The following is a 14,611-nucleotide window of genomic DNA, read 5'->3' as shown; positions in this document are numbered from 1 at the left end:
AAATGTCTGATATATGTTTTGATCCAGACGGAAATCTATGGGTAAGCGAATACAATGAAGGGATCCGGAAAATTTCCAGAGACGGACATACACTGGCGCATTACACTACGAAAAATTCTGATTTAAGTAACAATTTGGTGCTTTGCATGACTGTCATCGACGGGAAAATATGGGCCGGCACCGATGGAGGCGGAATCAATATCATCGACCCTGTTACCAATGAAATACAGATACTAAAACACGAACCTGGCAATTCACATTCTCTGCCAGTCAACACGATTCTCTGCATTCACGGTAGTTTAAAGAAAAATGGTGTATGGGCCAGTACAGCCCGAAGAGGCCTGATTAATATACGAAGCAACCATATGCGAACTTTTCAAAGTGTTCCCTTGGGTTATAAGCAAGGATTAAGTGAAAAGACCGTATTGTCTCTCTGCCTGGAAGCTGAAAAAGACATTGTATGGATAGGCACAGACGGAGGTGGTGTAAACCTGTTCGACATGAAAAGCCGAACTTTCCGGCACTATCCGAAAACTTGGGGTGACAAAGTAGTATCCATCTGCAATTACTCGCCTGACAAACTACTCATTTCCAGCTTCGCAGAAGGTTTCTTCTTGTTCAATAAAACAACAGGGGAAAAAAGTCCCTGCCTGGTGCACTCCCCAGCCTTGGATCGTTTTATCCGATACAGCGGAATACCGGCCAATCTGTACAATGAAACAGAAAACACCATTTTGGCACTTGCCCAACCATTAGGCAGGTATTATATTCACGAAAGAAGTTTTGAAGAAATCACCCAAATACCTGACCATGGTATCATCGGTATGGTCTGCCCTATCGGAGGAGACGAACAATATACCTATTTCTATGATAACCAGAGCATTTACAAACTGGGAAAAGGCGGTAAAGAACTGTTATCCCTCTACCACAGCAATATTCCTCATTTCATCAATGCGGTCTATAGAGACGAGCAAGGCGTATTCTGGATTGCCAGTACCCAGGGGCTGGACAACCTCGATAAAGGGAAACTGAATTTCATCAATACCTCGCTTTTTCACTCAGCCTCTTCGGTCGTATGCGACCATGAAGGACACGTATGGATCGGTAGCGGACAGGATTTATATTCCTACAATCCACAAGAAAACAGATTCACCCTTTACGGGGAAGCCGACGGAGCCCAGAAAAATGAATACCTTTCCAAACCGGTTCTGCTGACGCAGAAGGGAGAAGTCTACATGGGAGGCGTTAACGGTCTGCTCAATATCGATTCACATGCAGAAGGAAATCTACCGGCAGAAGAGAACAACTTGCCGGTTATCGTTACAGACCTGCAGGTAGGAGAAACAAACAGTATGGCCGAACTGAATGACGGAAAAATTGTGTTGCCATGGGGCAGCCGGAATATCCAGATGAGCTTCATGGTGGCCGGTGACGATATTCTACGTCCCCGACTATTCCGTTACAGTCTGGAGAAAAACAGTCCGGACATCACCACCAACCATGATGCCGAACTGACTATTCCTTCGTTAGCGGAAGGTACTTATCCTATCTACGTGAGCTACACACAAAACGACGGAAGCTGGTCCAATCGCCAACAGGTACTGACACTTGTCATCCTGCCCCCCTGGTACAAGTCCTGGTGGTTCAATGCCCTCCTGATTATCATGCTGGGCCTATTCTTTTACTTTCTCATCACATTCCTCCTGAAACGGAAAGAAGAACGCCTCAAATGGATGCTCTCCGAACACGAATATAAAGTAAACGAGGAGAAAATACGTTTCCTGATCAACGTCAGCCATGAGTTACGTACACCCCTTACCCTGATATACTCACCCCTCAAAAGGATTATCAGCTCCATCCGGCCCGATGATCCCAATTACAAACAGCTGACTACAGCTTTCAGACAATCGCAACGGATGAAAGACCTGATCAACATGGTACTGGATGTACGCAAGATAGAAGTGGGCAAAGGTAAACTGAACCTGCAGGAACATCAGCTGAACGACTGGATCAAAGAAGTAGGAAGTGACTTTGCCGATGAAGATGAAGGACTGATTGAATACGACTTCGATCCGCAGATCGGAAAAGTTCCTTTCGATAAAGACAAATGCTGGACAATCCTTTCCAACCTGTTGATCAATGCCCTCAAGCATACTCCTCAAGGGAAAAAAATAACAGTACGTACCCGGCTGACAACCGACAGACAACACGTCAGAGTTTCCATTTCCGACCAAGGTTCGGGGCTGAAAGACATCGATCCCAACAAACTGTTTACCCGCTTCTACCAGGGTAACAATGAACAGAGCGGAAGCGGCATCGGATTGTCATACGCCAAGATTCTGGTCGAACTGCACAATGGACAAATCGGGGCCTGCAATAATCCCGACGAAGGAGCTACTTTCTACTTCGAGCTTCCTCTAAAACAAGTACAGACTGACAGTACACCGGAACACCAGTCTTCCTATCTGAACGAACTGCTTTCATCCTTCTCGGAACAGGACATCGACGTCCCCAACCGGACCGACTTCAGTCACGTGAATCCCAAGGAATATACTGTTCTCGTGGCCGATGACAACGAGGAACTGGTAGAGTACATCGCCGACGAGCTGCGCAAGCATTTCAAACGGGTACTGACCGTCTACGACGGACAAACGGCCTATCAAACAGCTTGCGACGAAAATCCGGATATCATCGTGAGCGACGTGATGATGCCCGGCATGAACGGATATGAATTGTGCAAGGCCATCAAAGAGGATATCAGTGTGAGCCATATTCCTATCATTCTCCTCTCGGCCAGAAACGACGATGAAAGCCGTAAATACGGTTATATGCTGGGAGCGGACAGCTACCTGGACAAACCATTTGAAATGGACCAGCTGGTAGAAAAGATACTGAACAAGCTGTACAACCGGCTTCAGACCCAGAAGCACTACCACCAGATTGGTATCCATCCCGTGCCCGAAGAAAACGACTTGAGCAAGGCCGACAGCCTCTTCATGGAGAAATTACACCAGGCCATCAACGACAATCTGGACAATGCCCAGCTGGATATCCCCTTCCTCTGCAACCAGATAGGAATCAGCCGTGCCTCGCTCTACAACAAACTGAAGGCCATTGCCGGTATGGGAGCCAACGACTATATCAATAAAATCCGCATCGAACGGGCCATGAAGCTCATCAAGGAAACCAACCTGAACTTCACGGAAATATCGGAAAAAGTAGGATTCGCATCCCCCAGATATTTCAGCACGGCTTTCAAACAGTACACAGGAAAAACGCCGACCCAATTCAAAAAGGAATGACAGCGTTCGTTTAAGCTGGGGAAAGCATCGGTTTAAGCTGGGGAAAGCATCGGTTTAAGCTGGGCAAACAACTGCTTTAACCTGGGCAAAGGATGTGTATAAGCAGGGCAAAGAAAGTGCACAGGCCGGACAGAGAAAACAGACAAGCTGGCAACAGCTTGTGTACAAGCTGAAATATCCGTAAGACGGCTTTGTACCAAAGTTCAACGGGCTTTGCGCTGTCTGTGCAACGCTTCGCGACAGAGCTCGAAGGCAACCGACTGACGTTGCGCCGAAACCGGATATTCGGATACGACCGCCGTTTCCACTCCTATGCTGTCGGTCAGCTGCGCCCACTTGTCAACCGGCAAGGATAAATTACCATACACGGGAAAATCGACAGGCGAAAGAATCGTTTTGCGACTATTATAATAGGTATAGATACCGACAACCAGCAACAATGCTCCGACAGCTGCCGACCAACGGTAAAGACGAAGATGCGAATGGTCCCCTGCCACATCACGTGCCACAGCAGAAGCCGACGGATAGCGGTCTTCCGGCCGACAGCGGGTACACCGCCTCGATACGGCTGCCAGACGCTTGTCCTTCAGCCGTTCGGCCATCTCGCCAAGAATGATGCCCAGGGAATAGATATCGGCCCGCAGGTCCAGCGGCTGTCCGGGCTTCAAGGCCTCGGGCGCCAGGTAGTAACGCGTACCGGCAGGCAGTTTCAGAACATCGTAATCGTCGCAGTCGGACAATCCGAAATCTATCAACTTGATATTATTCCCGTTATAGGTCACCAAAATATTTTCGGGTTTCAGGTCACGGTGCACAATCTGCTTGCCGTGCAGATAGCCCAAAGCACTGCAAAGCTCCTGCACGAACTTCCGGGCCAGTTCCGGCGTCAATCTCCCCTGTTCCATGAACTCCCTCAATGTCAGTCCGTCGATATACTCCATGACGATGCAGTGGCCCAACCCAGGCAGCGTCTCCCACCCCAAGGCACGGCACACATGCGGATGCTCCAGCTGGTAGCCGATGTCGAACTCCTTGCGCAAAGCCTGCTCATAAAACGGATTGCCCACAAAAGCAGGCTTGAGAGCCTTGAGCATGTGCAGACGGTTGTAACGCTGGCAACGGAACAGACGACCGTAACCCGAAGCCGACACATAGACTTCCTGCAAGTCGGCGAAACTCATCTGCCCCGACTGACTGTCCACATCAATGAAACCCGACGAAACGCTGCTGTCATCCATGAACCACACTGTTTAATAAAGTAAGACCACCGTTGCGCCCGGCAATGAAGGGCGAAAGACGTTCTCCGTTGCGGAGCACATAGGGAAGAAACAGAGGCTGCCCCATGAGAAACGAGACCGCCTCGAAACGGTCGCCCTGAAGCAACTTGGACTGGCGCGCTTCTTCTACCTGAAAGAAATCGTTGCCTTCGTAGCGGAGGCGCAAATAACGGTTGGGCGACCATCCGATCTCCACTTCCGAACCGGGCTGCAGCTCGCGTGCCGAAATCTGATGGGCAGAAAAGAAGGAAGAGTTATAGGCCGTACTGGTTTTCAGCCAGGCACAGAACTGCTTGAAACCGGCATGTCCGATGTAACGCGACAATACGTCGAGCGTCTGCATGCGCGGCAAATGGCTGTCGCCCACATATCCCCACAAACGTTTCAACGTAGAGGTAGAGACACTTTCGTTCATCTCTCGCTTCAGATGGAGAGAAAACTCGTCGAAATCGGTAGAAGTGTGCAGCGATTTGGGATATGCCTTCTCTACCAATACTAGAAGTTCGGCTATTTCAGGTTTATAGATATCCATCATAAGGTCGGTTGTTTTGTGAGGCAAAGATAAAGGAAACCATGAGAAAAGCAAAGTGAAAGCAAGAAAATCAACCCTGCCAATCGAATACTTCAACTGCCATTTTGGACGTTTCACCCTCCAACCGGAAACGAAAGCTTGTAAAGGGAGTAACTTTGTAACCATTATAAATTCTGTTTTTACTATTTATGTTTGCAAAAATCGTACATTTCTCAATCCGAAAGAAGCTCTTTGTGGCGCTGACCACCTTGCTGCTTCTGGCGGGCGGCATCTATTCCATGCTTACACTGCCCATCGATGCTGTGCCCGACATCACCAACAATCAGGTGCAGATTGTTACCGTCTCGCCCACCCTGGCCCCTCAGGAAGTGGAACAGCTCATCACCTTTCCTATCGAGATAGCCATGAGCAACGTGATGAACGTCGAGGAAATCCGTTCGGTATCGCGTTTCGGGCTGTCACTGGTGACGGTTGTGTTCAAGGAAAGCGTCCCTACACTGGATGCCCGCCAGCTGGTCAACGAACAGATTCAGATGGTGGCCGGCGAAATTCCACCCGAACTGGGTACGCCCGAGCTGATGCCCATCACCACCGGCTTGGGCGAAATCTATCAATACGTCCTCAAAGTGGCTCCGGGATATGAAGACCGATATGACGCCATGGAACTGCGCACTATCCAGGACTGGATTGTGAAGAGACAGCTTTCGGGCATTCCCGGCATCGTGGAAATCAACAGTTTCGGAGGTTACCTGAAACAATATGAAGTAGCCGTCGATCCCGATGCTCTCTATTCGCTGAACATCACCATCGGTGAAGTGTTCGAAGCCCTGAGCCGCAACAACCAGAACACGGGCGGCAGCTACATCGAAAAGGTGGACCGTGCCTACTACATCCGTTCGGAAGGCATGATCAACGACCTGCACGACGTGGAGCAGATTGTGGTGACCAACCGCGGCGGCATACCGGTACACATCGGCGACATCGGCCGCGTGCAGTTCGGTGCGCCCAAACGCTTCGGTGCCATGACCAAGGACGGCGAAGGCGAGTGCGTGGGCGGCATTGCCATGATGCTCAAAGGCGCGAATGCCAACGTGGTGACCAAGGAACTGGAAAAACGGGTGGCCAAGGTACAACAGATGCTGCCCGAAGGTGTGTCTGTAGAACCCTACCTGAACCGCTCGGAGCTGGTGAACCGTAACATATCGACCGTGATACGCAACCTGGTGGAAGGAGCCATCATCGTATTCCTGGTGCTGATTATCTTCCTGGGCAATGTGCGGGCCGGCCTGATTGTGGCTTCGGTTATTCCGCTGGCCATGCTCTTTGCCTTCATCCTGATGCGTATCTTCAACGTATCGGCCAATCTGATGAGCCTCGGTGCCATCGACTTTGGTATCGTGGTAGACGGCTCCATCGTCATCCTGGAAGGTATCCTGGCCCATCTCTTCGGACGGGAGTTGCGGGGCCGCACCTTGAGTCGTGAAGAAATGGACCGTGAAGTGGAAAAAGGAGCCGGACGTGTAGTGCGGAGTGCCACATTTGCCGTGCTCATCATCCTCATCGTTTTCTTCCCTATCCTGACCCTAACCGGTATCGAGGGCAAATATTTCACACCGATGGCCAAGACACTGGTATTCTGCATTATCGGCGCCCTGCTTTTGTCCGTCACCTACGTGCCCATGATGGCTTCGCTCTTCCTGAAACGCACCGTAACGGTGAAACCGACACTGGCCGACCGTTTCTTTGACGGACTGAACAAAGTCTACGGACGCATACTCCGCTTCAGCCTGTCGCATGTATGGGGCACCATTGCCGTCTCCTTCGTGGCCCTATTGCTCTCGTTGCTGCTCTTCACGAAACTGGGAGCTGAATTCATCCCCACCCTCGACGAAGGCGACTTTGCCATGCAAATGACCCTGCCCGCAGGCAGTTCGCTAAGCCAAAGTATCGAGCTTTCGCTCGAAGCCGAAAAGAAACTGAAGGAAAGTTTTCCCGAAATCAAGCACGTCGTGGCCAAAATCGGTACGGCAGAAGTGCCCACCGACCCGATGGCCGTAGAAGACGCTGACGTGATGATTGTCATGAAACCCTTCAGCGAATGGACATCCGCTTCGAGCCGTGCGGAAATGGTGGAGAAGATGAAGCAGTGTCTGGAATCCATCAAAGGGGCAGAATTCAACTTCAGCCAGCCCATCCAGCTCCGCTTCAACGAACTGATGACCGGTGCCAAGGCCGACATCGCCATCAAGCTCTACGGTGAAGACATGGGCGAACTCTATGCCAAGGCCCGTGAAGCGGCCCGCTACGTAGAACAGGTACCGGGAGCCGCCGACGTGCTGGTAGAACAGGCCATGGGCCTGCCCCAGCTGCTTGTCCGCTTCGACCGTGCCAAGATAGCCCGCTACGGCATCGACATCGAAGAGCTGAATACCGTCATCCGCACGGCCTATGCCGGCGAAACGGCAGGAGTGGTCTTCGAGAACGAACGCCGTTTCGACCTTGTAGTCCGCCTGGACAAGGAAAAAGTGAGTGACCTGAACATCGACAAGCTGTTTGTCCGTACCAAAGACAACATCCAGCTGCCTGTCAGCGAAGTGGCCAGCATCGAGCTGGTGAACGGTCCGCTGCAAATCAACCGCGATGCCACCAAGCGGCGTGTGGTCATCGGCGTGAACGTACGCGATGCCGACATCCAGCAGGTGGTCAGCCAAATCAGCGAGTCGCTGGACAAGAACGTGAAGCTGAAACCCGGTTACTACTTTGAATACGGCGGCCAGTTCGAAAACCTGCAGAATGCCATCAGCACCCTGACGGTGGTCATCCCCATCGCCCTGCTGCTCATCCTGTTGCTACTGTTCTTCGCCTTCCGCAGTGTCATCTATTCGCTGGTGGTCTTCTCCACCGTACCGCTGTCGCTCATCGGTGGTATCGTAGCCCTGTGGATGCGCGGCCTGCCCTTCAGCATCTCGGCCGGCGTAGGCTTCATTGCCCTCTTCGGCGTGGCCGTGCTGAACGGTATCCTGATGATCAATCATTTCAACGATTTACGTAAAAAGAACAATTACCACATGTGTACCGACCGTATCATTTCCCTGGGATGCCCGCACCTACTACGTCCCGTCTTCCTGACAGGTCTGGTGGCTTCGCTGGGCTTCGTACCGATGGCTATCGCCACTTCGGCAGGAGCCGAGGTACAACGTCCGTTGGCCACCGTCGTGATAGGCGGCCTGATTGTATCTACCATCCTGACGCTGATTATCATCCCCGTCTTCTATCGTCTGGTGAACAGCATTGCTGCCGGACGCATGCGCAGAAAAAATCGTCTTGCTGTCCGCAGAGCCGCCCTGAGCTTCGCCCTAATAGCCATGCTGGCACCTGCCGTACAGGCACAACAGACCGTCACCCTGGAACAGGCCGTCGAAACCGCCCTGAACAACCACCCGCGCCTCAAGATGGCCGAATCGGAGATTGAACGGGCACGGGCCTCGAAAGGAGAAGCCTGGGACGGAGGAAATACCTCCTTCAGCTATTCCTGGGGGCAGCTGAACGGTACCGACCGCCACGACAACGAACTGGCCGTGGAACAGTCGCTCGGTTCCCTGCTCACCCCCTTCTACAAAAATGCATTGTCCAACACGCAAATCAGCAAGGGAGAAAGCTATCGCGACATGGTAAAAAAGGAGATTATAGCCGAAGTGAAACGGGCCTGGGCCTATTACCAGTATGCCTACCAGCTCAACGCCCTATACAACGGACAGAAGGAACTGGCCGAACGACTGAAAAAGAGCGGCGAAGAACGTTACAGCCAAGGGGATATTGACCTGGCTGAACGCAACATGATAACAGCCATGGCAGCCGACCTGTATACCCGCTGGATGGAAGCCTCGGAGGAACTGACACTGGCCGGACGACGGTTTGCCTGGACCTGCTACAGCGACCAGCCTCTGCTGCCCGCCGACACCACGCTGACGGTGATGCAGATACCTACCGGCGGTCTGTCGTTGTCCAGCCGTCACCTAACCTATTTCGACACGCAGGTACAGGAGAAAAAAGACTTGCTGAAAATAGAACGAAGCCGTTTCTTCCCGGAGTTTTCCGTAGGCTATGTCCGCCAGAAGATAGCTCCGCTCACCGGACTCGATTCGTGGATGGTGGGAGTATCCTTCCCCATCCTCTTCTTCCCCCAACGGAGCCGTGCCAAGCAGGCACGAATCAGCCTGCAGACCGCCAGCTGGGAGGCCGAAGACAACCGCCGCCAACTGTCCAACAAAGTGAACGAACTGCAAAGCCAGCTGGCCCGCCAGCGCGAACGCCTGACCTACTACCAGCAGGCCGCCGTAAAAGAAGCGGATGCCTTGCAGAACAGCGCCCTGAAGAAATTCCAGGCCAACGAAACCGGTATCAGCGAATTTATCCAAAGCCTGAATGCCGCCCGTGAAATCAGACGGAGCTATATAGAGACAGTTTATGCCTACAACGTGACTTTACTCGAACTGGAACTCTACACGGAGCAAACAAACTGAAACGTAAACTTTTTGCCAATTCAAAAAAACAAGAACAATGAATAGAATGAACCTGATGAAACAACGCATGATTTACCTGATGCTTGCCCTGCTGGCAACATCGTGTTCAAGTACTTCGGAGCAACCGGCCTCCTCTGCCGGCACGGCAGAGACAGTGGCTCAATCCGACGCAGACAGCACACAGACGCCTGAAGTGGACGGCGTAAGCGGAGCCACGAATGTGGCCAATCCGCCGTCGTTCAACGGTGTTATCGTAATGCCGCCTCAAAACCATGTCACCGTCACGCTGAGCATGGGAGGCTCCGTACAGAACATCCGCATCCTGCCCGGTGAATACGTACGCAAGGGAGAAATTATCCTGACACTGGCCAACCCGGCTTTCATTGAACTCCAGCAGTCTTACCTCGATGCAGCCGCCCAAACGGAATACCTGGCCAAAGAATACGACCGTCAGCAGAAACTGGTGTCCGGCGAATCGGCTTCACTGAAACGCATGCAGCAGAGCAAGGCCGACTATCTGTCCATGAAGAGCCGCATGGAAGCCGCGGCTGCCCAACTCACCCTGCTGGGAACCGACACCGCCACCCTGAATCAAAAAGGCATCCGCACTTACCTTGAAGTACGGGCTCCACGCAACGGCTACGTGACCAACATGGACATCAACGCCGGCAAATATTATGCGGCAGGCGAACCGGTATGCGACGTCATCGACAAGAGTACGCCCATGCTGCAACTGACCGCCTACGAAAAAGATCTGGATAAACTCCTGCCGGGCAGCTGCTTTACGTTCAAGGTCAACGGTATGCCCGACAGTACCTTCTCGGCCGAACTGATTTCGGTAGACCAGATGGTAGACAACATGAACCGATCCATCAAAGTGTACGCCCGTATCACACAGGCATGTCCGAATTTCAGGCCGGGAATGTATGTATCTGCCCAAATTACGGATAAAAAACACTAACTTTGCCGCATGAAGTTGTTTCACATCCATAAAAGATTTCTGCTGATGCTGAACGCCATCGCCATTCTGGTGGCGTTCCTCATGCACCTGCCCGAACTGATAGCGCTGTCCGACCCCGAAACGGGCAGCCATCTGTTCCCGGACATCCATTGGGCCAACGTAAGTTACGAAATCCTGTTCACCTATTTTTCCATTCTGCTGCTCTTCTTACTGAACATCCGAATGATGATACCCGGCACCCCTGCCAGGGAACTGGGCTGGAAGAGGGTCGCCCTTACATTCGTGGTCACATTGGTCGTGTGCAACCTGCTGGGGAAAGGTTTTGTCTACATCCACCAGCATTTCGAAGTGCCCGCCATCACGGCCATGCTGCATCACTACCTGCATCCGCTGAGAGATATCCTGATAGCCTGCATCGTCACCGGTACCTGCTATCTGGACTACCAGAATCAGTGTAGCCGACGCATGTTGCTCGAAAACGAGCAGCTGCGTTCGGAAAACCTCGTCAACCAGTACGAAGCCCTGAAAAGCCAGCTCAATCCGCACATGCTCTTCAACTCGCTCAACACGCTGTATTCCCTGATACGCGAATCGCCCGACAAAGCTCAAAACTATCTGCAGGAACTGTCGCGGGTGATGCGCTACACGCTGCACGACAACCTGTCGCACACCGTGTCGCTGAACGAAGAAATGAGTTTCGTACATTCGTACCTCTACCTGCTGCAAATGCGCTACGAAGACAACCTGCACTTTGACATCGACATCCCGCAGGAACTCCTGCAACGCCAGGTACCGCCAATGGCCGTGCAGATGCTGGTGGAGAACGCGGTAAAGCACAACGAAATCAGCAACCGCAATCCGCTGACCATCCGCATCCATGCCGAAGGAAACGGGCTTTGCGTAAGCAACCGCATCCAACCCAAACTGACGGACAGCAGCAGTACGTGCATCGGACTGGCCAACCTGTCCAAACGCTACCGCCTGCTCTTCGGACAGGACATCACCATCGAAGAAAACGAAAAACTGTTTAAAGTAACCCTGCCGCTGATATGAAAACACTGATTATAGAAGACGAAAAGGCCGCCCTCCGTAACCTGAAGGCTGCCATGAAGGAGGTCGATGCCGACTTTGACATCGTAGGCGAAACAGACAGTGTGACCGGTACGCTGGAGTGGTTTGCCTCCCACCCCATGCCCGAACTGGTCTTTATGGACATCCATCTGGCCGACGGCTCGGCTTTCGGCATCTTCGAACATGTGGACATCACCTGCCCCATCATCTTCACCACCGCCTACGACGAATATGCCCTGCAGGCCTTCCGAGTGAACAGCATCGCTTATCTGCTGAAGCCCATCGGCAGCGCCGACCTGCAAAAGGCTGTCGACAAGCTGAACATACTCGGCAACATCGGCACGTCCAGCCAACCGGCTACCGACCTGCAAGCCGTGATGCGCGCCCTGAAGCGGGAAGAAAGCTACAAGACCCATTTCCTTGTCCCCGTAAAGGGTGACCGTTTCGTGCCCGTCGGTGTAGAGCAAATCAGCTATTTCTACATTGATGGAGGAGCGGTCAAGGCTGTCACCCTGTCAGGCGAAACTTTCCTCTTCCAGCAGACGCTCGACGAACTGGCCGATCAGCTCAATCCCCGCCAGTTCTTCCGCGCCAACCGCCAGTATATCGTGGCCCACAAGGCGGTTACCGGCGTCAGCCTGTGGTTTGGCGGACGCATGGTGCTCCAGCTTACCCCTCCTACCGACGAAAAGGTCCTCATCAGCAAGGCACGTGTCCCTGCTTTCAGGGAATGGTTCTAATAATCGGAGGAAAACAATGTTTTTTCGGGACGAATGCATACCTTTGCAGACAGACAATCATAACGAAAAAACATTTATATGAAACCAACCAACCTTTTACTTATGTCAGCAGTGATGACACTGGCTTCGTGCGGCAGCTCGTCCGAAGCCACTAAAGAAGGCGATGCAGACCTCATCGGACGTTCGGATATCCGCATCGAGAACCGCCGCATGACGCCCGAGGCCCTCTGGGCCATGGGACGCATCGGAAGTGTAACCCCTTCGCCCGACGCCAAACAGGTGGCTTACACCGTGAGCTACTATAGTGTTCCCCAGAACAAGAGCAATACCGAACTTTTCGTGATGAACGCCGACGGCAGTGCCAATACGCAGCTGACCCGTACGACGTGGCACGAAGGCCAGCCCACCTGGATCAAGGGAGGCACCAAGTTGGCTTACCTGAGCAGTGAAAGCGGCAGCAGCCAGGTGTGGGAAATGAACCCTGACGGAACGGAACGCCGTCAGCTGACCGACTACGAAGGCGACATCGAAGGCTTTGCCTTCAGTCCCGACGAGAAGCGTCTGCTCTTCATCGCCCAGGTGAAAACTGTGCCCAGCACACAGGACAAATATCCCGACCTAGACAAAACGACAGGCATCATCGTTACCGACCTGATGTACAAGCACTGGGACGAGTGGGTAACGACTGCCCCCCATCCGTTTGTAGCCGACTTCGACGGATCGGCCATCAGCAACGTGCAGGACATCCTCGAAGGCGAACCCTACGAAAGCCCCATGAAGCCTTTCGGCGGTATCGAGCAACTGGCCTGGAGTCCTGACAGCAAGGAAGTGGCCTACACCTGCCGCAAGAAGACAGGACTGGAATATGCCATCTCCACCAACTCGGACATCTATATTTATGACGTAGCCAGCAAACAAACCCGCAACATCACCGAAGATAACAAAGGGTATGATACCAATCCGCAATACTCGCCCGACGGTAAGTATATTGCCTGGCAGAGCATGGAGCGCGACGGTTACGAAGCCGACTGGAACCGCCTTTTCATCATGGACCGCCAGACGGGCGAAAAGAAGTTCCTCAGCCAGGCCTATCCCTCGAACGTTGACTCCTTTGTATGGAACGACGACTCAAAAGGTATCTACTTTCTGGGCGTATGGCACGGCGAAGAACAAATCTATTACATCGCCCTCAACCAGCCCGAACAAGTGGTACAGCTCACCGAAGGCATGCACGACTACGGTTCCATCGCCCTCTGTGGTGACAAGCTGATGACTACCCGCCACTCCATGAGCATGGCCGACGAAATCTATGCCGTAGACAAGACGCGCAAAGGCGATGCCTTCGCACAGGCCACGCAGCTCACAACCGAGAACAAGCACATCTACGACCAGCTCGACATGGGCCGCGTGGAAGGCCGCTGGATGAAGACCACCGACGGCAAGCAGATGCTGACATGGGTCATCTATCCGCCCCAGTTCGATCCCAACAAGAAATATCCTACCCTGCTCTTCTGCGAAGGCGGTCCGCAAAGCCCCGTCAGCCAGTTCTGGAGCTACCGCTGGAACTTCCAGATCATGGCGGCCAACGACTACATCATCGTGGCTCCCAACCGCCGCGGCCTGCCGGGCTTCGGAGTGGAATGGAACGAAGCCATCAGCGGCGACTACGGAGGCCAGTGCATGAAAGACTACTTCACGGCTATCGACGAAATGGCCAAGGAACCGTTTGTCGACAAGGACCGTTTGGGTTGTGTAGGTGCCAGCTTCGGAGGCTTCTCCGTCTATTGGTTGGCCGGACATCACGACAAACGCTTCAAGGCCTTCATCGCCCACGACGGCATCTTCAACATGGAGATGCAATACCTGGAAACGGAAGAGAAATGGTTTGCCAACTGGGACATGGGCGGTGCCTACTGGGAAAAAGACAACGCCACTGCCCAACGTACTTTCGCCAACTCGCCTCACAAGTTCGTGGACAAGTGGGATGCCCCCATCCTCTGCATCCACGGCGAGAAAGACTACCGCATCCTGGCCAACCAGGCCATGGCAGCCTTCGATGCCGCCAAGATGCGTGGCGTGCCGGCCGAACTGCTGATCTATCCCGACGAAAACCACTGGGTACTGAAGCCTCAGAACGGCGTGCTGTGGCAGCGTGTATTCTTCGAATGGCTGGACAAGTGGCTGAAGAAATAAGAAACGGAAACA

At 52.9% G+C, this 14,611-nt stretch carries 8 protein-coding genes; 6 read left to right on the top strand and 2 right to left on the bottom strand.

Annotated elements, in window-relative coordinates; genetic code table 11:
• The first annotated feature begins 365 nt into the window (after positions 1 to 365).
• Positions 366 to 3,302, top strand: a complete 2,937-nt coding sequence (locus RDO88_RS10105; protein ID WP_307759249.1) for a response regulator — start codon at positions 366 to 368, stop codon at positions 3,300 to 3,302.
• Between the two features lie 203 nt (positions 3,303 to 3,505).
• Here the strand turns inward: RDO88_RS10105 and RDO88_RS10100 are convergent, their stop codons facing one another.
• Positions 3,506 to 4,540 carry a protein kinase gene (locus RDO88_RS10100; protein WP_307759248.1) on the bottom strand — a complete coding sequence of 345 codons (1,035 nt, stop codon included), beginning with the start codon at positions 4,538 to 4,540 and terminating at the stop codon, positions 3,506 to 3,508.
• Positions 4,533 to 5,114: a hypothetical protein gene (locus tag RDO88_RS10095; protein ID WP_307759247.1), complete on the bottom strand. Its 582-nt coding sequence runs from the start codon at positions 5,112 to 5,114 to the stop codon at positions 4,533 to 4,535. The genes RDO88_RS10100 and RDO88_RS10095 overlap by 8 nt, the downstream gene beginning before the upstream one ends.
• 185 nt (positions 5,115 to 5,299) lie before the next feature.
• Here RDO88_RS10095 and RDO88_RS10090 point away from each other — a divergent pair, with 185 nt between their 5' ends.
• The 5 genes from RDO88_RS10090 to RDO88_RS10070 all read left to right on the top strand — a co-directional run bounded on the left by RDO88_RS10090 (position 5,300) and on the right by RDO88_RS10070 (position 14,599).
• The gene (locus RDO88_RS10090; protein WP_307759246.1) at positions 5,300 to 9,634 is read left to right on the top strand and encodes a CusA/CzcA family heavy metal efflux RND transporter; all 4,335 of its coding nucleotides are present in this window, start codon (positions 5,300 to 5,302) and stop codon (positions 9,632 to 9,634) included.
• Between the two features lie 37 nt (positions 9,635 to 9,671).
• The gene (locus tag RDO88_RS10085; protein ID WP_307759245.1) at positions 9,672 to 10,595 is read left to right on the top strand and encodes an efflux RND transporter periplasmic adaptor subunit; all 924 of its coding nucleotides are present in this window, start codon (positions 9,672 to 9,674) and stop codon (positions 10,593 to 10,595) included.
• Between the two features lie 9 nt (positions 10,596 to 10,604).
• Positions 10,605 to 11,648 (top strand): histidine kinase, encoded by a 1,044-nt coding sequence (locus RDO88_RS10080; protein ID WP_307759244.1) that lies wholly within the window; start codon positions 10,605 to 10,607, stop codon positions 11,646 to 11,648.
• Positions 11,645 to 12,406, top strand: coding sequence for a LytTR family transcriptional regulator DNA-binding domain-containing protein (locus tag RDO88_RS10075; protein WP_307759243.1), 762 nt, complete (start codon positions 11,645 to 11,647; stop codon positions 12,404 to 12,406). Before RDO88_RS10080 ends, RDO88_RS10075 begins: the two co-directional genes overlap by 4 nt.
• A 78-nt stretch (positions 12,407 to 12,484) precedes the next feature.
• On the top strand, positions 12,485 to 14,599 hold the full coding sequence (locus tag RDO88_RS10070) for a prolyl oligopeptidase family serine peptidase (RefSeq protein ID WP_307759242.1): 2,115 nt from the start codon (positions 12,485 to 12,487) through the stop codon (positions 14,597 to 14,599).
• Positions 14,600 to 14,611: the final 12 nt, after the last annotated feature.

Source organism: uncultured Mediterranea sp., from assembly GCF_902493215.1.
Taxonomy (GTDB): domain Bacteria; phylum Bacteroidota; class Bacteroidia; order Bacteroidales; family Bacteroidaceae; genus Bacteroides.
The sequence above is the reverse complement of the archived record's forward strand: the minus strand, read 5'-3'. Positions and strand labels throughout refer to the sequence as shown.